Origin of the sequence: Enterobacter cloacae complex sp. ECL72 (assembly GCF_019056635.1) — a bacterium.
GTDB lineage: Bacteria > Pseudomonadota > Gammaproteobacteria > Enterobacterales > Enterobacteriaceae > Enterobacter > Enterobacter hormaechei_C.
This window is the reverse complement of sequence record NZ_CP077659.1, coordinates 230,238-255,849: the sequence shown is the minus strand read 5'-3', so window position 1 is coordinate 255,849 and position 25,612 is coordinate 230,238. Positions and strand designations below refer to the sequence as shown.

Sequence of the window (25,612 nt, the reverse complement as noted above, 5' to 3'; positions counted from 1 at the left end):
GCAAACAGCCTCAAGCACCCGTCACGCACTCTATGCGCCTTCTCTGCGCCTGTCAGAAAATCGTTTCATTTCGTGAAGCCGCCTTCCAGAATCAAACGTCTTTTACCCGGCACGTCAGCATCAGCGTGACGAGCGAAATCGCTGCGATCACCCAGTACACGGATGCATGCCCATAGCTTTGCGACAGCGCCCCCTGAATCACCCCTGCCAGAATCACGCCGGTAGAGATACTGTTGGTAAACAGCGTGGTCGCGGAGCCTGCGCGCCCCGGCATTAAATCCTGGAACCAGAGCATGCCTATCCCGGCAACGATTCCGATAAACACCGCGTTAAACAGCTGTAACGCCAGCAAGGCTTCACGCGAATGGAACAGGATCAGCCCCGCGTAGAACAGTACCCCGGCCGCCACGGCGACGACCATCATCCGACGCTTTCCGAAACGTTTGACGTAGTAACCCGCCAGAATCATCGCCGGGATCTCCAGCCCGGCAGCGGTGCCCATCAGAATACCCGCGAGCTTGTCGGGCAGTCCCAGATCGCTGCTGATCCACAGCGGCATATCAATAATGTACATGGTGTTGCAGGTCCACATCAGCGTGGAGGCGATAAACAACATGCGGACGTTTTTATCCTGCCAGCCGCTCACCTGCGTGATGGGCTTGTCCGTCACCTGCTCTACGCGCGCCACCGATGGCAGCGCAAAGGCTATCAGCGCCAGGCTGATGACAAAAATCCCCGCCGCGATGGAAAACATGGTGGTGAAGCCGTAGTTCAGCGCCAGCATAAACGCCAGCGGCGGACCGATGACCCACGCGAGAGAGAGCTGCGCACGCATCACCGAGCTGAACATCACCACTTCCCTCGCCGAGCTGTCGGCGTACTCCCGGGCCAGGGCGAACAGTTGCGGCATGGCGGTGTTCGCCAGAGAGGCCAGCAGCACGCCGCAGGTAATGAGCGTCAGGTAATGGCGGTTGAAGGCAAACAGCAGCGCGTTGCCCACGGCCATGGCGCAACAAAAGAGGATCAGCTTGCGGCGATCGCCCTGGCTGTCGGATCGTTTCGCCAGCCACAGGCTGACGAGGATCCCGGCAATGGCGTTGACGGTGTAGAACAGGCCCACCCAAAACGGCTGCGCCCCCACCTCGCGGCTGAGAAACAGGCTCAGCGTCGGCGCCTGAAGCGCGCCGGCCACGCCCATCATGAAGGCCACCAGCATAAAAGCGGCGTACACGCCATTCAGGCGTCGCCCCATCGTCATCAACCAGAGCATGCGCAAGTCCTTATGAAAGCGAATCGAAATTGGGTGGAATAGTAAACGAAAAAAGCCAGCAAAAAACATTTTGCTGGCGGGTGATTAGCACCAATACTCAGTCACACATGATCGAGGCGAGTTAGCGAGAAGAGGTCGATTTCGTAACGTCCCACTGCATCAGATCTTCCAGTATTCTCAGCCGCTGCTCTGCGCACTGGCGGGCCAGCCAGGACACTCCCTTTGTCGCTGAAAAATAGTGCTGATAAAACTGACGTGCGGTAGACCTCTTCATAATTTACCTCCTCGCTTCATCGATAAGGATTATTGGCTTAATATAGGGATTAATAAATTGCTGATTTTTTGTCAGGAGTTCCCCTTTTATGCCTTCCGGTCGTCTGCAACAACAATTTATCCGCCTCTGGCAGTGCTGCGAGGGGCAATCGCAGGAGACCACGCTGAACGAGCTGGCCGAGCTCCTCAACTGCTCCCGGCGTCATATGCGCACGCTCCTTAATACCATGCAGCAGCAGGGCTGGCTAAACTGGGAGGCCGAAGCCGGACGCGGCAAGCGTTCGCGCCTGACTTTCCTTTATACCGGCCTGGCGTTACAGCAACAGCGAGCGGAGGATCTGCTGGAGCAGGACCGCATCGATCAGCTGGTCCAGCTGGTGGGCGACAAAGCCGCCGTGCGCCAGATGCTGGTCTCGCATCTGGGACGCAGCTTTCGTCAGGGACGCCACATTCTGCGGGTACTTTACTACCGCCCAATGAAAAATCTGTTGCCCGGTACGGCGTTACGTCGCTCTGAAACCCACATGGCCCGGCAGATATTCAGCGGTCTGACGCGGATAAATGAGGAAAACGGGGAACTGGAAGCGGATATTGCCCATCACTGGCAACAGGTGTCTCCGCTGCACTGGCGCTTCTTTCTACGCCCCGGCATTCATTTCCACCATGGACGCGAGCTGGAGATGCGCGACGTTATCGCCTCTTTAGAGCGCGCCCGCACGCTGCCGCTCTATTCGCATATCGCACGGATCCACTCTCCAACGGCCTGGACGCTGGATATTGAGCTTTCGCAGCCGGACAAATGGCTTCCGTGGCTTCTGGGCTACGTGCCATCAATGATCCTGCCTGCCGAGTGGCGATCCCTGAACAATTTTTCCAGCCAGCCGATTGGTACGGGCCCCTACTCCGTTTCACGGAACAACAGTAATCAACTGAAGATCCGCGCCTTTGATGATTACTTTGGCTATAGGGCGTTGATCGACGAAGTGAACGTCTGGGTGTTACCGGATCTCAACGAAGAACTGAGCGCAGGCCTGACCCTGGAAGGGCCAACAGCCGGTGAAAAGGCGTTCGAAAGCCGCCTGGAGGAGGGCTGCTACTATCTGCTCTTTGATAGCCGCAGCCATCGCGGGGCAAACCACGACGTCCGCAGGTGGATAAGCCATATTCTGGCGCCCGCTAACCTGATTTATCACGCAGAGGAGCAATACCAGACCTGGTGGTTCCCGGCCTATGGCCTGCTCCCACGCTGGCACCATGCGCAGCCCGTCCGCAGCGAAAAGCCTGCCGGACTGGAGACCATCACCCTCAGCTACTATCGCGACCACATTGAGCACCGTTTTCTGGCGAGGATCATGAGCACGCTGCTGGCAGCCGAAGGCGTGACGCTGGCGATACAGGAAGTCGATTATGATGAATGGCATCGCGGAGACGTCATCAGCGATATCTGGCTCAACAGCGCGAATTTTACGCTGCCGCTGGATTTCTCGCTCTTTTCTCACCTGTACGAGGTGCCCCTGATTCAGCACTGTATCAACCGGGACTGGCAGCAGGACGCCGCGCGGTGGCGGGCGGGAGAAATGGATCTGGCCGCCTGGTGTCAGGAATTACTGACCGGGCAGACGATCGTACCGCTGATTCACCACTGGCTGCTGATCCAGGGGCAGCGCAGCATGCGCGGTCTGCGGATGAATACCCTCGGCTGGTTTGATTTTAAATCCGCCTGGTTTGCGCCGCCGGAGCCATAACGCTTTCGTAATATTCACCAAATCATTACAATAGCGCCGTTCTCAACGGGGTGCTGCATCACTGATGTGCGCTGAGATAATACCCGTCGAACCTGATCCGGATAACGCCGGCGAAGGGATTTGAGGCTGTCTCTCAAAATCCTTTGCCACTCAACCCTGAGGTGCAAAGTGTTAAAAAACGTTCTTCCTCTGCTGGCGCTGGTTGCGCTGCCTGTTTTTGCTAAGCCTGTTCTGACGGTCTACACCTACGACTCCTTCTCCGCCGACTGGGGCCCCGGCCCGGTGGTAAAAAAAGCCTTTGAAGCCGACTGCAACTGCGAGCTGAAATTCGTGGCGCTGGAAGATGGCGTCTCGCTGCTCAACCGTCTGCGCATGGAAGGCAAAAACAGCAAAGCCGACGTGGTGCTCGGGCTGGATAACAACCTGCTGGAAGCCGCCACCCAAACCAGACTGTTCGCCAAAAGCGGCGTGGCGGCAGATGCCGTCAACGTACCGGGCGGCTGGAAAAACGACACCTTCGTTCCCTTTGATTACGGCTACTTTGCGTTTGTCTACGATAAAAACAAGCTGAAGAATCCGCCCAAAAGCCTGAAAGAGCTGGTCGAAAGTGACCAGAAATGGCGCGTAATTTATGAAGATCCGCGTACCAGCACGCCGGGTCTGGGGCTGCTATTGTGGATGCAGAAAGTCTACGGGGATAAAACGCCGGAAGCGTGGCAGAAGCTGGCCGCGAAAACCGTTACCGTCACCAAAGGCTGGAGCGAAGCCTACGGCCTGTTCCTGAAAGGCGAAAGCGATCTGGTGCTGAGCTACACTACCTCTCCGGCCTACCACATTATCGCCGAGAAGAAGGATAACTACGCCGCCGCGAACTTTGCTGAAGGGCATTATTTGCAGGTGGAAGTAGCCGCCCGCACCGCCGCGAGCAAACAGCCGGAGCTTGCCGAAAAATTCCTGAAATTTATGGTCTCCCCGGCATTCCAGAATGCTATTCCGACAGGAAACTGGATGTACCCGGTCACTGACGTTGCGCTGCCGGCAGGCTTTGAGCAGCTAAACAAGCCGCAAACCTCACTGGAATTTACGCCGCAGCAGGTTGCCGCCCAGCGCGCCGCATGGATTAGTGAATGGCAACGCGCCGTCAGCCGCTGATCCCCGGCTGGTTAGTTCCCGGGCTGCTCGCCGCCATACTGATGGTGGTCGTCAGCCTGGGTGCATTCCTTGCGCTGTGGTTTAACGCGCCAGAGAGCGATCTGCTCGCCCTCTGGCACGACAGCTATCTCTGGCACGTCATCCGTTTCTCCTTCTGGCAGGCGTTTCTCTCCGCGCTGCTGTCGACGATCCCGGCCATTTTCCTTGCACGCGCCCTCTATCGCAGACGTTTCCCCGGCAGGCTTGCCCTGCTGCGGCTGTGCGCGATGACGCTGATCCTGCCCGTGCTGGTGGCGGTGTTCGGCATTCTGAGCGTCTACGGTCGACAGGGCTGGCTGGCATCCCTCTTCAACCTGCTTGGTCTGGAATGGACCTTCTCCCCTTACGGCCTGAAAGGCATTCTGCTGGCGCATATTTTTTTCAATATGCCGATGGCGACGCGCCTCTTTTTACAGGCGCTGGAAAACATTCCCGGTGAGCAGCGTCAGATTGCCGCCCAGCTTGGCATGCGCGGCTGGTCGTTCTTCCGCTTTGTCGAATGGCCGTGGCTGCGACGCCAGATTGCCCCGGTGGCCGCGCTAATCTTTATGCTCTGCTTCGCCAGCTTCGCGACCGTGCTTTCTCTCGGCGGCGGGCCGCAGGCCACCACCATTGAGCTGGCGATCTATCAGGCCTTAAGTTACGACTACGATCCGGGCCGCGCCGCGCTGCTGGCGATGGTGCAGATGGTCTGCTGCCTGGCGCTGGTGTTACTCAGCCAGCGGCTGAGTAAAGCGATCCCCACAGGCAGCAATCACTTGACAGGCTGGCGCGATCCGCAGGACAGCCTGCACAGCCGCGTCGCGGATTTTATGCTGATCGCGCTGGCCCTCCTGCTTCTGCTGCCCCCGCTGCTGGCCGTTATCGTTGATGGCCTGAATCGCAATGTGTTGTCGGTACTGCAACAGCCTGTCCTGTGGCAGGCGACGTGGACCTCATTGCGCATCGCGCTGGCAGCCGGGCTGCTGTGCGTGATCCTGACCATGATGCTGCTCTGGAGCAGCCGCGAGCTGTACGCGCGTCATGCCTGTAAAGCCGGACACGCGCTGGAACTGACGGGTATGCTGATCCTGGCGATGCCGGGTATTGTGCTGGCGACCGGATTCTTTTTACTGTTCAACAGCACCATCGGCCTGCCGGAAAGCGCCGACGGCATCGTCATTTTTACCAACGCGCTGATGGCTATCCCTTACGCGCTCAAGGTGCTGGAAAACCCGATGCGCGACGTCAACAGCCGCTACAGTTTGCTGTGTCAGTCGCTGGGCATGCAGGGCTGGAAGCGTCTGAAGGTGGTCGAACTGCGCGCGCTAAAGCGTCCGCTGGCTCAGGCGCTGGCGTTTGCCTGCGTGCTGTCGATTGGCGATTTTGGCGTTGTGGCCCTCTTTGGCAACGAGGATTTCCGCACGCTGCCGTTCTGGCTTTATCAGCAAATTGGCTCCTATCGTAGCCAGGACGGCGCCGTCACGGCACTTTTACTGCTGGTGCTGTGCTTTGCGTTATTTACCGTTATCGAAAAACTTCCGGGGCGTGATGTTAAAACTGACTGATGTAACCTGGCTTTATGAGCACCTGCCAATGCGTTTTACCCTCTCCGTTCGTCAGGGAGAGCGAATCGCAGTGCTTGGCCCCAGCGGGGCCGGAAAAAGTACCCTGCTCAATCTGATTGCCGGTTTTTTGCAGCCTGCCAGCGGGTCGATCGTCATTGATAATGGCGAATATACCTACGCTCCGCCGGCTAAGCGCCCGGTGTCGATGCTGTTTCAGGAAAACAATCTGTTCAATCATCTTACGGTGTGGCAGAACATCGCGCTGGGTATGGATCCGGGGTTAAAACTCAGTGTTGCGCAGCGTCAGACGCTGGAGGCGATCGCCGAACAAATGGGCCTGGCTGCGTTTATCAACAGACTACCGGGTGAGCTTTCCGGCGGCCAGCGCCAGCGCGTGGCGCTGGCACGCTGTCTGGTGCGCAAGCAGCCGCTGCTGCTGCTCGACGAACCCTTTTCGGCGCTCGACCCGGCCCTGCGTCAGGAGATGCTCTCACTGGTTGAGGAGGTTTGCGAGCGCGAGCAACTGACGATGCTGATGGTTTCGCATAGCATCGAAGATGCCGCACGCATCGCGCCGCGATCGGTAGTGATCGCGGAGGGACGTATTTTGTGGGATGGAACAACCGACGCCTTAATGAGCGGGAAAGAAAGCGCGTCAGGATTACTGGGTATAAGACCGTAGGCCGGGCAAACGCAGTGCCGCCCGGCGTTTAACGGCTCACCACCTTCAACAGGATCTCACCGTACACCGGCATCAGCGGGTGGCGAATCAGCGCCACCAGCGCCACGACAGCCACCCCCAGCGTCAGCGGGGCCAGCCAGAGCAGGCGAGAGCGCGGAAGATAGCGCGTCAGGCGATCAACACTGGCTTTCGCGCTGCGCCACAGGCGCCAGCAGAGCCAGACCGCCAGCCACAGCAGGACCGCCGTTCCCAGCAGCAGCCACTTGAACTCACCGCTTTGCATACCGTCAGGAATATCGATGGCCGCGCCCGCCAGGATCCCCGGCAGGAAGTAGAACGGCGGCCAGAAGACGCAGCCGATGATGTTCGGCACCACAAACTTCGCGACGGGCAGATCCAGCATCCCGGCCACCATCGGCACCAGCGGGCGCGTTGGGCCAACGAAGCGCCCCACGAGGATGGTGAACATGCTGTGCTGGTGCAGCGCGTGCTCGGTTTTATCCAGCAGCGCTTTATTTTTTTTCATGAACGACCAGCGGTGCAGCGGCTTCTTAAAGCGCCAGCCCAGCCAGAAGGAGATCCAGTCCCCCAGCAAACAGCCAATAATACCGGCCATCCACGCCTGCCAGAAATTGACCTCGCCGCTGCCGATCAGCGCCCCAAGCCCCGCCATCATCACGGTGCCGGGCAGGATCAGCCCGACCAGCGCCAGCGACTCCAGAAACGCCACCAGCGCCACGGCGATGAGCGAATACATAACGGACTGGGTAATAAAATGTTCCAGCAATGCCTGCATAACTATTCCGGTCAGAAAACGAATCAGCGATTCTGCTTAGCGCCCTGCACCGCGTCAAGGCATCAATTGTCTGAATAGTTTACAAGATGCGCCTGAAGTTCACCTGAATGTTTACCGATTATTCACATCCCGCACGGAATTCGCTCGGGCTGGCACCGGTGCACTTCTTAAACACGCGAGAGAAATAGAGCTGATCTTCAAAGCCGACGTTACGCCCGACGGTGGCGATAGGCATTCGGGTGGTGCTGAGCAGCAGTTTCGCCTGGCTGATGCGCTGATCCTCACGCCAGCTGAGTACACTCACGCCAAGCTGCTGGCGGAACAGATGAGAGAGCCGTGACGGCGACAGACACACATGCTGGGCGACGCTGGCAATATCAAACTGGCTGTCGGCAAGGTGGTCGCTGATGTACTGGCAGGCGTCGCGGACGCGGTTGTCCAGCGGCGGATTAAGCGACTCGTTGATGGCCTCCATGCGGCGCAGCAGCACCTGTTCAAGCAGGTTGATGGCCAGCAGTTCGGCGTAGCGCCCGCCCGCCTGCCCTGCCTCAATAATCTGTGCGAACAGCTCACGGAACTGCGCCAGATGCGCCTCATCCGGGCGATATAAACCGGTATGGGCGAAAATGGCCGGCCACGAGAGCCACTCCTGCCAGTAGGCGCGCGGACGGAAATAGACCCACTGGTGATACCACTCTTTGGCATCCGGATGGCGCCCGTAGTGGTGGATCTCCCCCGGCGGGAACAGCAGCATATCACCGGGGCGGCAGATAAACTGCTGAGCCCCGTTTTTGACGACCCCTTCTCCGCGTACGGTCAGGTTGAGGATATATCCCTTCATGCCAAGAGGGCGATCGACGTAAAAATCGAGATATCCCTCGGCCTCAATTGGCGTCAGCCCCGCCACCAGATGGGCGTTAAATGAGTAGCCCGGCAGTAAGGGATCGTTTTGCGGTTCGGCCATAGATTCAGTTCTCCCAAGGGTCCTGAAGGAAACCAATTGTCCATATCGATAAAAGCAGTATAAAAATGGCCCGCGAAAAGATCCAAAAAGCATCACGCCTCTTTTACGTCCGCCATATTTCAGCCTTTCCCCCTGATTTCTCCGCCAGTACGGGCAGATAAGCAGTAACAAAAGTGTCTATAAGTGCGGCAGAAATGTCCACATAGAATATTTGCACGGCGTCACACTTTGCGTGGCTACAGCAATTTAGTCCATAAGATTAGCGGATCCTGCCTGACGATTTTTGTCCCTAGTCTCTAATGTTCTTCCATACCTGTTTTTTGGATGGAGCAACACCATGGCAATTGCAATTGGCCTCGATTTTGGCAGCGACTCAGTTCGCGCGCTGGCAGTGGACTGTACGACTGGCCAGGAGATAGCAACCAGCGTTGAGTGGTATCCGCGCTGGCAAGAGGGGCGCTACTGCGATGCGCCGAACAACCAGTTCCGCCACCACCCGCGTGATTACATTGAATCAATGGAAGCGGCGATCAAAACCGTGCTGGCAGAGTTGACGGACGCCCAGCGGGCCGATGTCGTGGGGATTGGCGTCGACAGCACCGGCTCAACGCCTGCCCCTGTCGATGCCGAAGGCCGCGTACTGGCGCTGCGACCGGAGTTTGCCGACAACCCGAACGCCATGTTTGTGCTGTGGAAAGACCATACCGCCGTGGAAGAGGCGGAAGCCATCACCCGCTTATGCCATCAGCCGGGCAAAACTGACTACTCACGGTATATCGGCGGAATTTACTCCAGCGAGTGGTTCTGGGCCAAGATCCTGCACGTTACCCGCGCGGACGCGTCGGTCGCACAGGCAGCCGCGTCATGGATTGAGCTATGCGACTGGGTTCCCGCCCTGCTCTCCGGCACCACTCGCCCGCAGGATATCCGCCGCGGCCGTTGCAGCGCCGGGCATAAATCGCTGTGGCATGAAAGCTGGGGGGGGCTGCCTCCGGCAACGTTCTTCGATGAACTCGACCCGATCATCAACAAAAACCTGACATACCCGCTGTTTACCGACACCTTCACCGCCGATATTCCGGTCGGCACGCTCTGCGAAGAGTGGGCGAAACGCCTCGGTCTGCCGCAAAACGTGACCATTTCCGGCGGCGCGTTCGACTGCCATATGGGTGCGGTGGGCGCGGGTGCGCAGCCCAACACGCTGGTGAAAGTTATCGGCACCTCCACCTGTGACATTCTGACGGCAGATAAAGCCAGCGTCGGCGACCGCGCGGTGAAAGGCATTTGCGGTCAGGTTGACGGCAGCGTGGTACCCGATTTTATCGGCCTCGAAGCGGGTCAGTCCGCCTTCGGCGATATCTACGCCTGGTTTGGCCGCGTGCTCGGCTGGCCGCTGGATCAGCTGGCTGCCGCGCATCCTGAACTGAAAACGCAGATTACGGCGAGCAAAAAACAGCTCCTGCCGCAGCTCACCGAAGCCTGGGCAAAAAATCCGTCTCTCGACCACCTGCCGGTGGTGCTGGACTGGTTCAATGGGCGTCGTACGCCGTTTGCCAACCAGCGTCTGAAAGGGGTGATTACCGATCTCAACCTCGCGACCGACGCGCCCGCGCTGTTTGGCGGCCTGATCGCCGCCACCGCATTCGGCGCGCGCGCCATTATGGAGTGCTTCACCGGGCAGGGCATTGACGTGAACAACGTGATGGCGCTGGGCGGCATCGCCCGTAAAAACCCGGTGATTATGCAGGCCTGCTGCGACGTGCTGAACCGGCCGCTGCAAATTGTGGCCTCCGATCAGTGCTGTGCGCTGGGCGCCGCGATTTTCGCTGCCGTGGCCGCAGGCGTACATGCGGATATCCCGACCGCGCAACAGCACATGGCGAGCGCCGTCGAAAGTACGCTCCAGCCTCAGACTCAGCAGGCACAACGCTTTGAACAGCTTTATCAGCGCTACCAGCAATGGGCAAAAAGCGCCGAACTTCACTATCTCCCTGTCGCCGCCCCGGCCAAAAGCACCGCGGACACTACGGCAACCCTGACACATTAAGGACACGATAATGACCATTTTTAATAATTATGAAGTGTGGTTTGTGATTGGCAGCCAGCATTTGTACGGACCGGAAGCGTTGCAGCAGGTGACGAAACACGCGGAGCACGTTGTGAATGCGCTGAACGCGGAAGCCAAACTGCCGTGCAAACTGATGCTGAAGCCGCTGGGTACCACCCCGGACGAAATCACCAACATTTGCCGCGATGCCAATTACGATGACAAATGCGCTGGCCTGGTGGTGTGGCTGCACACCTTCTCGCCAGCCAAAATGTGGATCAACGGCCTGGCTATCCTCAACAAACCGCTGCTGCAATTCCACACGCAGTTCAACGCCTCCCTGCCGTGGGACAGCATCGACATGGACTTCATGAACCTGAACCAGACCGCGCACGGCGGCCGCGAGTTCGGCTTCATCGGCGCGCGCATGCGTCAACAGCATGCCGTGGTGACCGGGCACTGGCAGGACGGTCAGGCACAAAAACGTATTGGCTCCTGGATGCGTCAGGCGGTATCTAAGCAGGATACCCGCCACCTGAAAGTGGTGCGTTTCGGCGACAACATGCGCGAAGTGGCGGTCACCGACGGTGATAAAGTGGCCGCGCAGATTAAATTTGGCTTCTCCGTCAACACCTGGGCGGTGGGCGACCTGGTGCAGGTGGTGAATGACATCAGCGATGGCGACGTTAACGCGCTGGTGGACGAGTACGAAAGCAGCTATCGCCTGACGCCTGCGGCACAGGTCAACGGTGACAAGCGCCAGAACGTGCTGGATGCCGCACGTATTGAGCTGGGCATGAAGCGTTTTCTGGAACAGGGCGGCTTCCATGCCTTCACCACCACCTTTGAAGATCTCCACGGCCTGAAACAGCTCCCGGGTCTGGCGGTACAACGTCTGATGCAGCAGGGCTACGGCTTTGCGGGCGAAGGCGACTGGAAAACTGCCGCTCTGCTTCGCATCATGAAGGTGATGTCGACCGGTCTACAGGGCGGCACCTCTTTTATGGAGGACTACACCTACCACTTCGAGAACGGCAACGATCTGGTGCTCGGCTCGCACATGCTGGAAGTGTGTCCATCCATCGCGGTTGAAGAGAAACCGATCCTCGACGTGCAGTACCTCGGCATTGGCGGCAAAGCGGATCCGGCCCGTCTGATCTTCAACACCCGTACCGGCCCGGCCATTAACGCCAGCCTGATTGACCTCGGCGATCGTTTCCGCCTGCTGGTGAACTGCGTCGATGCGGTTGAAACCCCGCATTCTCTGCCGAAGCTGCCGGTCGCCAACGCTTTGTGGAAAGCGCAGCCTGACCTGCCAACCGCCTCGGAAGCCTGGATCCTGGCCGGCGGCGCGCACCACACCGTATTCAGCCACGCGCTTGACCTGAACGATATGCGTCAGTTTGCCGAGCTGCACGACATCGAACTGACCGTGATTGATAACGACACCCGTCTGCCAGCCTTTAAAGACGCGCTGCGCTGGAACGAAGTCTATTACGGTTCAAAACGCTAAGTACGGAGTGCCCGGTGGCACTTCGTTTACCGGGCCTACGGTTCTGTAGGCCGGATAAGCGCAGCGCCATCCGGCAGGAGACGACAATGTTAGAAGATCTCAAACGTCAGGTACTCGAAGCCAACCTGGCGCTGCCAAAACATAACCTCGTAACCCTGACATGGGGCAACGTCAGCGCCGTTGACCGGGAAAAAGGGGTGTTCGTGATCAAGCCTTCCGGCGTGGATTACACGGTAATGACCGCAGAAGACATGGTGGTGGTCAGCATCGAAACGGGTGAAGTGGTTGAAGGCAATAAAAAGCCCTCCTCCGATACGCCCACTCATCGCCTGCTGTATCAGGCCTTCCCGACCATCGGCGGGATTGTGCATACCCATTCGCGTCACGCGACCATCTGGGCGCAGGCGGGCCAGCCTATTCCGGCCACCGGCACCACCCACGCGGACTACTTCTACGGCACCATTCCCTGCACGCGTCTGATGACCGATGCGGAGATCAACGGTGAGTACGAATGGGAAACGGGGAACGTGATTGTCGAAACCTTCGAAAAACAGGGAATCGACGCGGCGCAAATGCCCGGCGTGCTGGTGCACTCCCACGGCCCGTTTGCCTGGGGTAAAAACGCGGAGGACGCGGTGCACAACGCGATCGTGCTGGAGGAAGTCGCCTATATGGGGATCTTCTGCCGCCAGTTGGCACCGCAGCTGCCGGATATGCAGCAAACCCTGCTGGATAAGCATTACCTGCGTAAGCACGGTGCGAAAGCCTACTACGGGCAGTAAACCCTTGCCCGGTGACGCTGCGCTTACCGGGCCTGCGGAACCTGTAGGCCGGATAAGCGCAGCGCCATCCGGCGGAACGGGCACTGTATAAAACCCCAGCAAACACCCCTCAACCAGGCTATAATCAGGCCTGGTTTTGTTTTATGGGATATCGGCGTGACGCAGGCGCAAGAAGGCTTTTTACTGACCAGACACTGGCGGGATACCCCTCAGGGTACTGAGGTTGAATTCTGGCTGGCAACGGACAACGGCCCACTAAACGTTACGCTCCCGCCGCAGGAGTCCGTGGCCTTTATTCCTGAAGCTCACGTCGAGAAAGTGAAACAACTGCTACGCGGCGAAAACAACTGGCGCCTTACGCCGCTCCAACTGAAAGATTTCCACCGCCAGCCGGTTTACGGCCTCTACTGCCGCGCCCATCGCCAGTTGATGCGCTATGAAAAGCTGCTTCGTGAAGCAGGCGTGACGCTTTACGAGGCCGACATTCGCCCGCCTGAACGCTTTCTGATGGAGCGGTTTATCACCGCCCCCGTCTGGGTAGATGGCACCGCGCAAAACGGCAGGATCGTTAACGCGCGCCTGAAGCCTAATCCGCACTATCGCCCGCCGCTAAAGTGGGTGTCGCTGGATATTGAAACCACCCGCCACGGCGAACTGTACTGCATTGGTCTGGAAGGCTGTGGGCAGCGGGTTGTCTATATGCTCGGGCCGCCGAACGGCGATGCGTCCGCGCTGGATTTTAATCTGGAGTACGTCAACAGCCGCCCGCAACTGCTGGAGAAGCTTAACCAGTGGTTTGCCGAGCACGACCCGGACGTGCTGATCGGCTGGAACGTGGTGCAGTTTGACCTGCGCGTGCTGCAAAAACATGCCGAGCGTTACCGTATCCCGCTGATTCTGGGGCGCGGCAACAGCGAGCTGGAGTGGCGTGAGCACGGTTTTAAGAACGGCGTATTCTTTGCACAGGCCAATGGTCGCCTGATTATCGACGGCATCGAGGCACTGAAATCCGCCTTCTGGAACTTCTCTTCCTTCTCGCTGGAAGCGGTCGCCCAGGAACTGCTCGGCGAAGGTAAATCCATCGACAATCCCTGGGACCGAATGGACGAGATCGACCGGCGCTTTAACGAGGATAAACCGGCGCTCGCTACCTATAACCTGAAAGATTGCGAGCTGGTGACGCAGATCTTCCACAAAACCGAGATCATGCCGTTCCTGCTGGAACGCGCAACGGTGAACGGTCTCGCGGTCGACAGGCACGGCGGCTCGGTAGCGGCCTTCAGCCACCTCTATTTCCCGCGGATGCACCGGGCGGGCTATGTCGCCCCTAATCTCGGCGACGTGCCGCCGCAGGCCAGCCCCGGCGGTTACGTGATGGATTCACGGCCCGGACTGTATGACTCGGTACTGGTGCTGGATTATAAAAGCCTGTACCCGTCAATTATCCGCACGTTTCTGATTGATCCGGTGGGGCTGGTGGAGGGGATGGCCCAGCCAGACGATGCGCACAGCACCGAAGGGTTTCTTGGAGCTCGCTTCTCGCGGAAAAAACACTGCCTGCCCGAAATTGTGGGAAACATCTGGCACGGCCGCGACGAGGCGAAACGCCACGGCAACAAGCCGCTCTCACAGGCGCTGAAAATCATTATGAACGCCTTTTACGGCGTGCTGGGTACCAGCGCCTGCCGCTTCTTTGATCCCCGGCTGGCGTCTTCCATCACCATGCGCGGGCACGACATTATGCGCCAGACCAAAGCGCTGATTGAATCCCGGGGCTATGACGTTATTTATGGCGATACCGACTCCACCTTTGTCTGGCTGAAAGCGGCCCATTCAGAAGACGACGCCGCGCGAATCGGCAAAGAACTGGTCGCCTACGTGAACGACTGGTGGCGCGAAAATTTGCAAAAAGAGCGGTTAACCAGCGCGTTAGAGCTGGAGTTTGAAACCCATTTTGCCCGCTTTTTAATGCCGACCATTCGCGGAACCGACCAGGGCAGCAAGAAGCGCTACGCCGGGCTGATTCAGGAAGGTGACACGCAGCGGATGGTCTTTAAAGGGCTGGAGACGGTGCGCACCGACTGGACGCCACTGGCGCAGCAGTTCCAGCAGACGCTCTACCTGCGGGTGTTTCGCAACGAGCCGTATCAGGACTACGTGCGCGACACCATCGCCAGCCTGATGGCGGGTGAACTGGATGACCAGCTGGTGTATCGCAAGCGCCTGCGCCGCCCGCTGGCCGAATATCAACGTAACGTTCCTCCCCACGTACGCGCCGCGCGGCTGGCGGATGAAGAGAATGTTCGCCGGGGCCGTGCGCCGCAGTATCAGAACCGGGGTACGATCAAATACGTCTGGACAACTAACGGCCCGGAACCCGTTGATTACCAGCAGTCTCCGCTCGATTACGATCACTACCTGACCCGCCAGCTTCAGCCGGTTGCGGAGGGAATTTTACCGTTCATCAATGACGACTTTGCTACACTAGTGACAGGACAACTTGGGCTATTTTGACGCGTGACGAAACCGTTGCCATCCAGTACCATAGCGCCCTTTCCATTCCCGGACCCATTTTTCGATGACCGTCTTTTTGGACGGGGTCGAACTATTGCCTGCAATTAAAGATTAGAGCCGAACAACTATGCCTTTTACACTTGGTCAACGCTGGATCAGCGATACAGAAAGCGAACTTGGATTAGGAACCGTCGTTGCCGTCGATGCGCGCATGGTTACCCTCCTTTTCCCTGCTACCGGTGAAAACCGCCTGTACGCTCGCAATGACTCCCCTGTTACCCGCGTAATGTTCAATCCGGGCGACACCGTGACCAGCCACGAAGGCTGGCAGCTGAAGGTTGAAGACGTAAAAGAAGAGAATGGACTGCTCGCCTACATTGGAACGCGTCTTGATACCGACGAGACGAATGTTATCCTGCGTGAAGTGCTGCTCGACAGCAAACTGGTTTTCAGCAAGCCGCAGGACCGTCTGTTTGCCGGGCAAATCGACCGAATGGATCGCTTCTCCCTGCGCTACCGCGCGCGTAAGTTCCAGAGTGAACAGTACCGCATGCCGTGGAGCGGCCTGCGCGGCCAGCGTACCAGCCTTATTCCCCATCAGCTGAATATCGCCCATGACGTGGGCCGTCGCCATGCGCCTCGCGTGCTGCTGGCTGACGAAGTGGGCCTGGGTAAAACCATCGAAGCAGGCATGATCCTGCACCAGCAGCTGCTCTCTGGCGCTGCCGAGCGCGTGCTGATTGTGGTGCCGGAAACGCTGCAACACCAGTGGCTGGTCGAGATGCTGCGCCGCTTTAACCTGCGCTTCTCCCTGTTCGACGACGAGCGCTATGCCGAAGCCCAGCACGACGCGGACAACCCGTTTGAAACCGAACAGCTGGTGATCTGCTCCCTGGACTTCGTACGCCGCAGCAAGCAGCGCCTGGAGCACCTGTGCGACGCAGAATGGGATCTGATGGTCGTCGACGAAGCGCACCACCTCGTCTGGAGCGAAGATGCGCCAAGCCGTGAATACATGGCGATTGAGCAGCTTGCCGAGCGCGTACCGGGCGTTCTGCTTCTGACCGCCACCCCGGAGCAGCTGGGTCTTGAGAGCCACTTCGCCCGTCTGCGCCTGCTCGATCCGAACCGATTCCACGATTTTGAGCAGTTTGTTGAAGAGCAGAAAAACTACCGTCCGGTGGCGGACGCCGTTGCGCTGCTGCTGGCCGGTAATCGTCTCTCTAATGATGAACTTAACACCCTCAGCGATCTGATCGGCGAGCAGGATATTGAGCCGCTGCTTCAGGCCGCGAACAGCGACAGCGATAATGCGGGATCTGCGCGTAAAGAGCTGATCGACATGCTGATGGACCGTCACGGCACCAGCCGCGTGCTGTTCCGCAACACCCGTAACGGCGTGAAAGGCTTCCCGAAACGCGAGCTGCACACCATCAAACTGCCGCTGCCGACCCAGTACCAGACGGCGATTAAAGTCTCCGGCATTATGGGCACCCGTAAATCAGCGGAAGATCGCGCGCGCGATATGCTCTACCCGGAGCAAATTTATCAGGAATTTGAAGGCGACACTGGCACCTGGTGGAACTTCGATCCGCGCGTGGAGTGGTTAATGGGTTATCTGACCGCGCACCGTTCCCGGAAGGTGCTGGTGATCTGCGCCAAGGCAGCCACCGCCCTGCAACTTGAACAAGTGCTGCGCGAGCGCGAAGGTATTCGCGCCGCCGTGTTCCATGAAGGCATGTCTATTATCGAGCGCGACCGCGCTGCGGCGTGGTTTAGTGAAGAGGACAGCGGCGCGCAGGTTCTGCTGTGCTCCGAAATCGGTTCTGAAGGCCGTAACTTCCAGTTCGCCAGCAATCTTGTGATGTTCGATCTGCCGTTTAACCCGGATCTGCTGGAGCAGCGTATCGGCCGTCTGGATCGTATCGGTCAGGCGCACGATATTCAGATCCACGTTCCGTATCTGGAGAAAACCGCCCAGTCCGTTCTGGTTCGCTGGTACCACGAAGGCCTGGATGCGTTTGAACATACCTGCCCGACGGGCCGCACCATTTATGACCAGGTGCATAGCGATCTGATCGGTTACCTTGCGGCGCCGGAAAACACCGAGGGCTTTGATGAGCTGATCAAATCCTGTCGAGAGAAGCACGACGCGCTGAAAGCTCAGCTGGAGCAGGGTCGCGATCGCCTGCTGGAGATCCACTCCAACGGCGGTGAAAAAGCGCAGCAGCTGGCCGAAAGTATCGAAGAACAGGACGATGACACCAGCCTGATCAGCTTCTCCATGAACCTGTTCGACATCGTCGGCATTAACCAGGACGATCGCGGCGAGAACATGATCGTGCTGACCCCGTCCGATCATATGCTGGTGCCGGATTTCCCGGGCCTGCCGGAAGACGGCTGCACCATCACCTTTGAGCGTGATGTGGCGCTTTCCCGCGAAGATGCACAGTTCATCACCTGGGAGCACCCGCTGATCCGCAACGGTCTGGATCTGATCCTCTCCGGCGATACCGGCAGCAGCACCATCTCCCTGTTGAAGAACAAAGCCTTGCCTGTGGGCACGCTGCTGGTGGAGCTGATCTACGTTGTGGAAGCGCAGGCGCCGAAACAGCTTCAGCTTAACCGCTTCCTGCCGCCAACTCCGGTGCGTCTGCTGCTGGATAAAAACGGTACGAACCTGGCCGGCCAGGTGGAGTTTGAAAGCTTCAACCGTCAGCTGAGCGCGGTGAACCGCCATACCGGCAGTAAGCTGGTGAATGCGGTGCAGCAGGACGTGCATGCCATTCTGCAACTGGGTGAAGCCCAGGCCGAAAAAGCGGCCAGAGTGCTGATCGATGCGGCGCGTAGCGAAGCCGATGAGAAGCTTTCTGCCGAGCTGTCGCGTCTGGAAGCGTTGAAAGCAGTGAACCCTAACATTCGTGACGATGAGCTGGCCGCCATTGAGAGCAACCGCCAGCAGGTGCTGGAAAGCCTGAATCAGGCGGGATGGCGTCTCGACGCCCTGCGTCTTATCGTTGTGACGCATCAGTAAGCGGAGCGCAAGATGGTAATGGAGCCCTACAATCCCCCGATGGATCCGTGGCTGGTCATTCTGTATCAGGACGAGCACATTATGGTGGTTAACAAGCCGAGCGGCTTGTTATCCGTGCCGGGGCGTCTGGAAGAGCATAAAGACAGCGTGATGACGCGTATCCAGCGTGATTATCCCCAGGCCGAGTCTGTCCATCGTCTGGATATGGCGACCAGCGGCGTGATTGTGGTGGCTCTGAATAAAGCGGCAGAACGCGAGCTGAAGCGTCAGTTCCGCGAGCGCGAGCCGAAGAAACAGTATGTCGCGCGCGTCTGGGGCCATCCGGCGCAGGCGGAAGGGCTGGTGGATTTACCGCTGATTTGCGACTGGCCGAACCGGCCAAAGCAGAAGGTGTGTTACGAAACCGGCAAGGCCGCGCAAACCGAGTATGAAGTGCTGGAGAACGCGCCGGATAACACCGCGCGCGTCCTGCTGAAGCCGATTACCGGGCGCTCCCACCAGCTGCGTGTGCATATGCTTGCGATGGGTCACCCCATTCTGGGGGACAGGTTCTATGCGCCGCCGGAAGCGCTGGCGTTAGCGCCGCGCCTGCAACTGCATGCGCAGACGCTCACCATCACCCACCCTGCTTTCGGCAACGCCATGACGTTCAAAGCCCCGGTGGACTTCTGAAAAAATGGCCCGACACTGTCGGGCCATTTTTTTATTTAAAACCTTTCTGCTCTTTAATTAGCTCGTAGGCTTTCTGGATTTCCTGCGCTTTCTGTTTCGCCATCTCCATCATCTCTGGCGGCAGGCCTTTCGCCACCAGCTTATCCGGATGGTGCTCGCTCATCAGCTTACGATAGGCGCGTTTGATGGTCGTAACATCGTCAGACGGCTTCACGCCGAGGACGTTACAGGCATCTTCAAGCGTAGGGCCACGCTGCGCCTGCTGCCAGCCGCCGCCGGACGATTGCTGCTGATAACCGCCGCCAAAGTGCGCGCCGCCCTGCATCATGCGCAGGAACTGATCGAACTGCATGCGGGAAATGCCCAACTCTTCAGCAATCACATACAGGACGTCCCGTTCATTCGGATGCAGAGAGCCATCCGCGAAGGCGGCCTGGATTTGAATTTCCAGAAACATCCGAATTAAATCAAAACGCCCGAAACAGATGCTACGGAACTGCCGCATTTTTTCACGCAGCGGGTAGTGATCTGATTTACCAATCCGAAACGCATTCTGCGCCGCGATGCGGGATTCGCCGTGCAGATTCATGCGATCCATAAAGACGCTGGCCACCTGAATATCGGCTTCCGTTACGCGTCCTTTTGATTTGGTTAAGTGCCCCATCACCTCGAAGGTGGTGGAGAAAAAGAGTGACTGGCGCTCGCGCTGGTTAGCAAACCAGGCCATTTTGCGGCTGCGTGCTTTATCAAACATATGGCCGATAATGAGGCCAAGAACGACACCCCAGAATCCGGCACCCATAATAATTGCGAACGCAACGCCGATTATTTTACCCCAATACTGCATATACTCCCCGAATGGTCATGTTCCTGGCCGACGCAACGCCATCATTACAGTGGTCGCGCCACGGTCAATTGAGGGACATCGCCTATAATTTGCATTATCATACTCGTCATTCGATAGCGAGCCTAACACTCTGGCGCGCAAACGGGCAGGATTAACGCTGGTACTGCGCTGATGAGTAAGATAGTCTCTGAGCGTTTGTAAGCCGTAGCCACTGATGACGGAACAATAAAATACAACGTATGAAAAAACGTATCCCCACCCTTCTGGCCACAATGATTGGCACCGCCCTGTATAGCCAACAGGGGCTCGCAGCCGATCTCGCCTCGCAGTGTATGCTTGGCGTCCCAAGTTACAATCGCCCACTGGTGAAAGGCGATACGAATGACTTACCCGTCACCATTAATGCCGACAGTGCAAAAGGTAATTATCCTGACAATGCGACCTTTACGGGCAATGTCGATATTAACCAGGGAAACAGTCGCCTGCTTGCTGACGAAGTGCAATTGCACCAGAAGCAACCGGAAGGTGCTCAGGCGCCTGTCCGTACGGTGGATGCGCTGGGTAATGTGCACTATGACGACAATCAGGTCATCCTGAAAGGTCCGAAAGCCTGGTCGAATCTGAATACCAAAGACACCAACGTCTGGGAAGGTGATTACCAGATGGTCGGTCGTCAGGGGCGCGGTACCGCGGACCTGATGAAGCAGCGCGGCGAAAACCGCTACACCATTCTCGAAAACGGCACGTTTACCTCCTGTTTGCCAGGGTCAAATACCTGGAGCGTTGTGGGCAGTGAAGTGATCCACGACCGTGAAGAACAGGTTGCAGAGATCTGGAACGCCCGTTTTAAACTCGGCCCGGTGCCCATTTTCTATAGCCCTTACCTGCAACTGCCTGTGGGTGACAAACGTCGTTCAGGTTTCCTGATCCCGAACGCCAAGTACAGCACGTCGAACTACTTTGAGTTCTACCTGCCGTACTACTGGAACATTGCGCCCAACATGGACGCCACGATCACGCCGCACTATATCCATAAGCGCGGTAACATCATGTGGGAGAACGAATTCCGCTATCTGACCAAGGCGGGCGCGGGTCTGATGGAATTTGATTATCTGCCATCAGATAAGGTGTTCCAGGACGAGCATCCGAGCGAAGGTGATAAGCACCGCTGGATGTACTACTGGAAGCACGCCGGGGTATTGGATCAGGTGTGGCGTTTCAACATCGACTACACCAAAGTCAGCGATCCGTATTACTTCAACGACTTTGATTCTAAATACGGCTCCAGTACCGACGGTTACGCCACGCAGAAATTCAGCGTGGGCTACGCCATTGAGAACTTTGACGCGACGGTGTCGACCAAACAGTTCCAGGTATTTGATACACAATCGCGTAGTACCTATGGTGCCGAGCCGCAGCTGGACGTGAACTGGTACCAGAACGATGTGGGTCCTTTCGACACGCGCGTTTATGCTCAGGCGGTCCATTTCGTCAACACCAACTCGGATATGCCGGAATCAACGCGTCTGCATATCGAGCCGACGATCAATCTGCCGTGGTCAAACGACTGGGCGAGCCTGAATACCGAAGCTAAGCTGATGGCCACCCACTACCAGCAGAAAAATCTGGACTGGTATAACAAACGCTATGGCACCGATCTTGAAGAGTCGGTAAACCGTACGCTTCCGCAATTCAAAATGGACGGGAAGCTGATCTTCGAACGTGATATGGGCCTTCTCGCCGATGGATACACCCAGACGCTTGAGCCGCGTATGCAGTATCTGTATGTGCCTTATCGCGATCAGAGCAAAATTCAAAACTACGACTCTTCCTTCCTGCAATCAGACTACAGCGGCCTGTTCCGTGACCGTACCTACGGCGGGCTTGACCGTATTGCGTCTGCTAACCAGTTAACGACTGGCGTCACAACGCGCGTATATGATGATGCTGCCGTTGAACGTTTTAACGTTTCTGTTGGTCAAATCTACTATTTCACCGAGTCTCGTACCGGTGATGACGACATTAACTGGGAGAAAGACAACAAAACGGGCTCACTGGTATGGGCGGGCGACACCTACTGGCGCATGACGGATCGTTGGGGTCTGCGCGGTGGTGTTCAGTACGATACACGACTGGACAATATCGCGACGGGCAGCGCAGCCATCGAATACCGTCGTGATGAAGACCGCATGTTGCAGTTGACGTACCGTTACGCCAGCCCGGAGTATATCCAGGCGACGCTGCCAAACTATGCGAATACAGACCAATACAAAGACGGTATTTCACAGGTGGGTACCGCCGCGAGCTGGCCGATCGCCGATCGTTGGTCAGTCGTCGGGGCCTACTACTATGACACGAATGCCCAAAAACCTGCTGACCAGATGCTGGGTCTGCAATACAACTCCTGCTGTTACGCAATACGTGTCGGTTACGAACGCAAACTTAACGGCTGGGATACGCAAAACAGTCAGGGCAAATATGATAACGTGATCGGCTTTAATATCGAGTTGCGCGGCCTGAGTTCTAACTACGGTCTGGGCACGCAGCAGATGCTGCGCTCGAACATTCTGCCGTATCGTAGTTCATTGTAATGTGCTTGATTTACAACGTAATCCGCTTTGCGGTTAATTGAAATGGAAAAAGTATGAAGAACTGGAAAACGCTGCTACTCGGTGTCGCTATGGTTGCGAATACCAGCTTCGCGGCCCCACAGGTTGTCGATAAAGTCGCGGCTGTGGTTAACAACGGCGTCGTGCTTGAAAGTGACGTTGACGGTTTGATGAAATCTGTAAAGCTCAACTCGGGCGAAGCAGGTCAACAGCTTCCGGATGACGCTACGCTGCGCCACCAGATCCTGGAGCGTCTGATCATGGATCAGATTGTTCTTCAGATGGGCCAGAAAATGGGCGTGACGATCTCTGACGAGCAGCTCGATCAGGCGATCGCCAACATTGCAAAGCAGAACAACATTACCCCGGATCAGATGCGTAGCCGCCTGGCCTACGACGGCATCAGCTATGCCACCTACCGTAATCAGATCCGTAAAGAGATGCTGATTTCAGAAGTGCGTAACAATGAAGTCCGTCGCCGCGTCACCATCCTGCCTCAGGAAGTGGATGCCCTGGCAAAACAGGTAGGGAATCAGAATGATGCCAGCACTGAGCTTAACCTGAGCCACATCCTGATCCCACTGCCGGAAAACCCAACCTCCGATCAGGCGGCTGAGGCGGAAAGCCAGGCGCGCGCTATCGTTGAGCAGGCGCGTAATGGCGATGACTTCGGCAAGCTGGCGATCACCTATTCCGCTGACCAGCAGGCGCTGAAAGGCGGCCAGATGGGCTGGGGGCGTATTCAGGAGCTGCCATCCCTGTTTGCCCAGGCGCTGAGCACGGCGAAGAAAGGCGACATCGTCGGTCCAATCCGTTCCGGTGTGGGCTTCCACATTCTGAAAGTGAACGACCTGCGCGGCCAGAGCCAGAACATTTCGGTTACCGAAGTGCATGCGCGTCATATCCTGCTTAAGCCGTCTCCGATCATGACTGACGATCAGGCTCGTGCGAAGCTGGAACAGATCGCGGCAGACATCAAGAGCGGTAAAACCACCTTCGATAAAGCGGCAAAAGAGTTCTCTCAGGATCCTGGCTCTGCAAACCAGGGCGGTGACCTGGGTTGGGCGGCAGCGGATATTTACGATCCGGCTTTCCGCGATGCGTTAATGAAGCTGAATAAAGGCCAGATGAGCGCGCCGGTACACTCCTCCTTCGGCTGGCATCTGATCCAGCTGATGGACACGCGCAACGTGGATAAAACCGACGCGGCGCAGAAAGACCGTGCGTATCGCATGCTGTTTAACCGTAAGTTCTCTGAAGAAGCCGCAACCTGGATGCAGGAACAACGCGCCAGCGCTTACGTGAAAGTGTTGAGCAACTGATGAAACCGCATCGTGTTGTGATCACCCCCGGCGAACCCGCCGGGATTGGGCCTGACCTTGTGGTTCAGCTCGCCCAGCGCAGCTGGCCGGTAGAGTTGGTTGTCTGCGCAGATGCAACACTGTTACAAGACCGGGCAGCTTTGCTCGGTCTGCCTTTAACGCTCCTCCCTTACGTTGAAGGCCAACAGCCCGCACCGCAGCAGGCGGGTACTCTCACCCTGCTTTCTGTTCCGCTCCGTGCGCCTGTTGTCCCCGGTGAGTTACACACCGAAAACGGCCACTACGTTGTCGAGACGCTGGCGCGCGCCTGTGACGGTTGCCTTCAGGGCGAATTTGCCGCCCTGATCACCGGTCCGGTGCATAAAGGCGTGATCAATGACGCGGGCATTCCGTTTACCGGGCATACCGAATTTTTCGAAGAGCGTTCGCACAGCCCGAAAGTGGTGATGATGCTGGCAACCGAAGCAATGCGCGTTGCGCTGGTAACAACGCACCTGCCGATCAAAGCCATTCCGGATGCCATTACGCCTGAACTCCTGCGTGAGATCATTGGCATTTTGCATCACGATCTGCAAACCAAATTCGGCATTCCGCAGCCGCATGTGCTGGTTTGCGGCCTGAATCCGCACGCGGGTGAGGGCGGACATATGGGCACCGAAGAGATCGACATCATCATTCCGGTGCTTGAGGAGATGCGGGCGAAGGGGATGAACCTCAGCGGGCCTCTGCCTGCCGACACCCTTTTCCAGCCCAAATACCTGGATAATGCCGACGCCGTACTCGCGATGTACCACGATCAGGGTCTGCCCGTGCTAAAATACCAGGGCTTTGGCCGCGGGGTGAATATCACCCTCGGTTTACCCTTTATTCGAACGTCCGTTGACCACGGTACTGCGCTGGATCTGGCAGGCCAGGGAAAAGCGGATGTCGGCAGTTTTATTACGGCGCTTAATCTCGCCATCAAAATGATTGTTAATACTCAATGACTAATCGAGTCCATCAGGGCCACTTAGCCCGTAAACGCTTCGGGCAAAACTTCCTCAACGATCAGTTTGTGATCGACAGTATCGTTTCTGCCATTAATCCGCAGAAAGGTCAGGCCATGGTCGAAATCGGCCCGGGTCTTGCCGCGCTGACCGAGCCGGTAGGCGAACGCCTCGACGAACTGACCGTTATCGAACTCGACCGCGATCTGGCCGCACGTCTGCAAACGCACCCGTTCCTCGGGCCGAAGCTGACGATTTATCAACAGGATGCGATGACCATGAACTTCGGCGAACTGTCAGAAAAAATGGGACAGCCGCTGCGCGTGTTCGGTAACCTGCCGTACAACATCTCCACCCCGCTGATGTTCCATCTGTTTAGCTATACTGATGCCATTGCCGACATGCACTTCATGTTGCAAAAAGAGGTCGTTAACCGTCTGGTTGCAGGGCCGAACAGTAAAGCGTATGGTCGTTTAAGCGTGATGGCGCAATATTACTGCAACGTGATCCCGGTATTAGAAGTACCGCCTTCCGCGTTCACGCCGCCGCCAAAAGTAGATTCTGCGGTTGTGCGCCTGGTGCCACATAAAACGATGCCGTACCCGGTCAAAGACCTGCGTATACTGAGCCGTATCACGACAGAAGCCTTTAACCAGCGCCGTAAAACGATTCGTAACAGCCTTGGCAATCTGTTTACCGTTGACGTATTAGCTGAGTTGGGCATCGACCCGGCAATGCGTGCGGAAAATATTTCCGTAGAGCAGTACTGCAAGCTGGCTAATTACATCAGCGACAATGCGCCGCCGAAGGAGAGCTAA

Annotated in this window: 19 protein-coding genes and 1 riboswitch; of the genes, 14 read left to right on the top strand and 5 right to left on the bottom strand. The window is 57.4% G+C overall.

Annotated features, from left to right (window positions below):
* Nucleotides 1-91: 91 nt before the first annotated feature.
* Both KTH07_RS01230 and sgrT read right to left on the bottom strand, forming a co-directional pair.
* A complete protein-coding gene (locus KTH07_RS01230; protein WP_015572661.1) occupies nucleotides 92-1,270 on the bottom strand; it encodes a sugar efflux transporter in 1,179 nt (392 codons plus the stop codon).
* A gap of 121 nt (nucleotides 1,271-1,391) precedes the next feature.
* Nucleotides 1,392-1,544, bottom strand: a complete 153-nt coding sequence (gene sgrT, locus KTH07_RS01225) for a glucose uptake inhibitor SgrT (protein ID WP_023303076.1) — start codon at nucleotides 1,542-1,544, stop codon at nucleotides 1,392-1,394.
* A gap of 88 nt (nucleotides 1,545-1,632) precedes the next feature.
* Between sgrT and sgrR the strand changes: the two genes are divergently transcribed.
* The 4 genes from sgrR to thiQ all read left to right on the top strand — a co-directional run bounded on the left by sgrR (nucleotide 1,633) and on the right by thiQ (nucleotide 6,708).
* Nucleotides 1,633-3,288 (top strand): HTH-type transcriptional regulator SgrR, encoded by a 1,656-nt coding sequence (gene sgrR / locus KTH07_RS01220; protein ID WP_023303075.1) that lies wholly within the window; start codon nucleotides 1,633-1,635, stop codon nucleotides 3,286-3,288.
* A gap of 36 nt (nucleotides 3,289-3,324) precedes the next feature.
* Nucleotides 3,325-3,425: riboswitch (TPP riboswitch) on the top strand.
* 31 nt (nucleotides 3,426-3,456) lie between these two features.
* Nucleotides 3,457-4,440 carry a thiamine ABC transporter substrate binding subunit gene (thiB, locus tag KTH07_RS01215; RefSeq protein WP_032620909.1) on the top strand — a complete coding sequence of 328 codons (984 nt, stop codon included), beginning with the start codon at nucleotides 3,457-3,459 and terminating at the stop codon, nucleotides 4,438-4,440.
* The gene (gene thiP / locus KTH07_RS01210; RefSeq protein ID WP_023303073.1) at nucleotides 4,416-6,026 is read left to right on the top strand and encodes a thiamine/thiamine pyrophosphate ABC transporter permease ThiP; all 1,611 of its coding nucleotides are present in this window, start codon (nucleotides 4,416-4,418) and stop codon (nucleotides 6,024-6,026) included. Before thiB ends, thiP begins: the two co-directional genes overlap by 25 nt.
* Nucleotides 6,010-6,708 carry a thiamine ABC transporter ATP-binding protein ThiQ gene (gene thiQ, locus KTH07_RS01205; RefSeq protein WP_017694525.1) on the top strand — a complete coding sequence of 233 codons (699 nt, stop codon included), beginning with the start codon at nucleotides 6,010-6,012 and terminating at the stop codon, nucleotides 6,706-6,708. The genes thiP and thiQ overlap by 17 nt, the downstream gene beginning before the upstream one ends.
* Nucleotides 6,709-6,736: 28 nt before the next feature.
* Here the strand turns inward: thiQ and KTH07_RS01200 are convergent, their stop codons facing one another.
* Nucleotides 6,737-7,504, bottom strand: a complete 768-nt coding sequence (locus KTH07_RS01200) for a DedA family protein (RefSeq protein WP_015572658.1) — start codon at nucleotides 7,502-7,504, stop codon at nucleotides 6,737-6,739.
* A 118-nt stretch (nucleotides 7,505-7,622) separates the two neighbouring features.
* A complete protein-coding gene (gene araC, locus KTH07_RS01195) occupies nucleotides 7,623-8,468 on the bottom strand; it encodes an arabinose operon transcriptional regulator AraC (protein ID WP_017383797.1) in 846 nt (281 codons plus the stop codon).
* 337 nt (nucleotides 8,469-8,805) lie between these two features.
* Here araC and araB point away from each other — a divergent pair, with 337 nt between their 5' ends.
* The 6 genes from araB to rluA all read left to right on the top strand — a co-directional run bounded on the left by araB (nucleotide 8,806) and on the right by rluA (nucleotide 19,030).
* The gene (araB, locus tag KTH07_RS01190; protein WP_023303071.1) at nucleotides 8,806-10,515 is read left to right on the top strand and encodes a ribulokinase; all 1,710 of its coding nucleotides are present in this window, start codon (nucleotides 8,806-8,808) and stop codon (nucleotides 10,513-10,515) included.
* Nucleotides 10,516-10,525: 10 nt separating this feature from the next.
* Nucleotides 10,526-12,028, top strand: a complete 1,503-nt coding sequence (gene araA, locus KTH07_RS01185) for an L-arabinose isomerase (RefSeq protein ID WP_063162014.1) — start codon at nucleotides 10,526-10,528, stop codon at nucleotides 12,026-12,028.
* An 86-nt stretch (nucleotides 12,029-12,114) separates the two neighbouring features.
* Nucleotides 12,115-12,810, top strand: a complete 696-nt coding sequence (gene araD / locus KTH07_RS01180; protein WP_015572655.1) for an L-ribulose-5-phosphate 4-epimerase — start codon at nucleotides 12,115-12,117, stop codon at nucleotides 12,808-12,810.
* 156 nt (nucleotides 12,811-12,966) lie between these two features.
* Nucleotides 12,967-15,324, top strand: coding sequence for a DNA polymerase II (polB, locus tag KTH07_RS01175; RefSeq protein WP_023303069.1), 2,358 nt, complete (start codon nucleotides 12,967-12,969; stop codon nucleotides 15,322-15,324).
* 127 nt (nucleotides 15,325-15,451) lie between these two features.
* The gene (gene rapA / locus KTH07_RS01170; protein ID WP_015572654.1) at nucleotides 15,452-18,358 is read left to right on the top strand and encodes an RNA polymerase-associated protein RapA; all 2,907 of its coding nucleotides are present in this window, start codon (nucleotides 15,452-15,454) and stop codon (nucleotides 18,356-18,358) included.
* Between the two features lie 12 nt (nucleotides 18,359-18,370).
* Nucleotides 18,371-19,030, top strand: coding sequence for a bifunctional tRNA pseudouridine(32) synthase/23S rRNA pseudouridine(746) synthase RluA (gene rluA, locus KTH07_RS01165; RefSeq protein WP_023303068.1), 660 nt, complete (start codon nucleotides 18,371-18,373; stop codon nucleotides 19,028-19,030).
* A 31-nt stretch (nucleotides 19,031-19,061) separates the two neighbouring features.
* Here rluA and djlA read toward each other — a convergent pair whose 3' ends face one another.
* The gene (gene djlA, locus KTH07_RS01160) at nucleotides 19,062-19,877 is read right to left on the bottom strand and encodes a co-chaperone DjlA (RefSeq protein ID WP_015572652.1); all 816 of its coding nucleotides are present in this window, start codon (nucleotides 19,875-19,877) and stop codon (nucleotides 19,062-19,064) included.
* A 239-nt stretch (nucleotides 19,878-20,116) separates the two neighbouring features.
* Here djlA and lptD point away from each other — a divergent pair, with 239 nt between their 5' ends.
* The 4 genes from lptD to rsmA are packed head-to-tail and all read left to right on the top strand — an operon-like array spanning nucleotide 20,117 to nucleotide 25,612.
* Nucleotides 20,117-22,468, top strand: a complete 2,352-nt coding sequence (lptD, locus tag KTH07_RS01155; protein ID WP_017383802.1) for an LPS assembly protein LptD — start codon at nucleotides 20,117-20,119, stop codon at nucleotides 22,466-22,468.
* Nucleotides 22,469-22,521: 53 nt separating this feature from the next.
* Nucleotides 22,522-23,808 carry a peptidylprolyl isomerase SurA gene (surA, locus tag KTH07_RS01150; protein WP_017383803.1) on the top strand — a complete coding sequence of 429 codons (1,287 nt, stop codon included), beginning with the start codon at nucleotides 22,522-22,524 and terminating at the stop codon, nucleotides 23,806-23,808.
* Nucleotides 23,808-24,794 (top strand): 4-hydroxythreonine-4-phosphate dehydrogenase PdxA, encoded by a 987-nt coding sequence (pdxA, locus tag KTH07_RS01145; RefSeq protein WP_032620901.1) that lies wholly within the window; start codon nucleotides 23,808-23,810, stop codon nucleotides 24,792-24,794. The genes surA and pdxA overlap by 1 nt, the downstream gene beginning before the upstream one ends.
* A complete protein-coding gene (gene rsmA / locus KTH07_RS01140; RefSeq protein WP_032620900.1) occupies nucleotides 24,791-25,612 on the top strand; it encodes a 16S rRNA (adenine(1518)-N(6)/adenine(1519)-N(6))-dimethyltransferase RsmA in 822 nt (273 codons plus the stop codon). The genes pdxA and rsmA overlap by 4 nt, the downstream gene beginning before the upstream one ends.

Coding starts and splice junctions, on each gene's coding strand:
- rsmA (WP_032620900.1), top strand. CDS start 24,791: ATGACTAATCGAGTCCATCAGGGCCACTTAGCCCGTAAACGCTTCGGG.
- pdxA (WP_032620901.1), top strand. CDS start 23,808: ATGAAACCGCATCGTGTTGTGATCACCCCCGGCGAACCCGCCGGGATT.
- araA (WP_063162014.1), top strand. CDS start 10,526: ATGACCATTTTTAATAATTATGAAGTGTGGTTTGTGATTGGCAGCCAG.
- araB (WP_023303071.1), top strand. CDS start 8,806: ATGGCAATTGCAATTGGCCTCGATTTTGGCAGCGACTCAGTTCGCGCG.
- djlA (WP_015572652.1), bottom strand. CDS start 19,877: ATGCAGTATTGGGGTAAAATAATCGGCGTTGCGTTCGCAATTATTATG.
- rapA (WP_015572654.1), top strand. CDS start 15,452: ATGCCTTTTACACTTGGTCAACGCTGGATCAGCGATACAGAAAGCGAA.
- lptD (WP_017383802.1), top strand. CDS start 20,117: ATGAAAAAACGTATCCCCACCCTTCTGGCCACAATGATTGGCACCGCC.
- KTH07_RS01200 (WP_015572658.1), bottom strand. CDS start 7,504: ATGCAGGCATTGCTGGAACATTTTATTACCCAGTCCGTTATGTATTCG.
- surA (WP_017383803.1), top strand. CDS start 22,522: ATGAAGAACTGGAAAACGCTGCTACTCGGTGTCGCTATGGTTGCGAAT.
- sgrT (WP_023303076.1), bottom strand. CDS start 1,544: ATGAAGAGGTCTACCGCACGTCAGTTTTATCAGCACTATTTTTCAGCG.
- sgrR (WP_023303075.1), top strand. CDS start 1,633: ATGCCTTCCGGTCGTCTGCAACAACAATTTATCCGCCTCTGGCAGTGC.
- thiQ (WP_017694525.1), top strand. CDS start 6,010: ATGTTAAAACTGACTGATGTAACCTGGCTTTATGAGCACCTGCCAATG.
- rluA (WP_023303068.1), top strand. CDS start 18,371: ATGGTAATGGAGCCCTACAATCCCCCGATGGATCCGTGGCTGGTCATT.
- KTH07_RS01230 (WP_015572661.1), bottom strand. CDS start 1,270: ATGCTCTGGTTGATGACGATGGGGCGACGCCTGAATGGCGTGTACGCC.
- thiP (WP_023303073.1), top strand. CDS start 4,416: ATGGCAACGCGCCGTCAGCCGCTGATCCCCGGCTGGTTAGTTCCCGGG.
- araC (WP_017383797.1), bottom strand. CDS start 8,468: ATGGCCGAACCGCAAAACGATCCCTTACTGCCGGGCTACTCATTTAAC.
- araD (WP_015572655.1), top strand. CDS start 12,115: ATGTTAGAAGATCTCAAACGTCAGGTACTCGAAGCCAACCTGGCGCTG.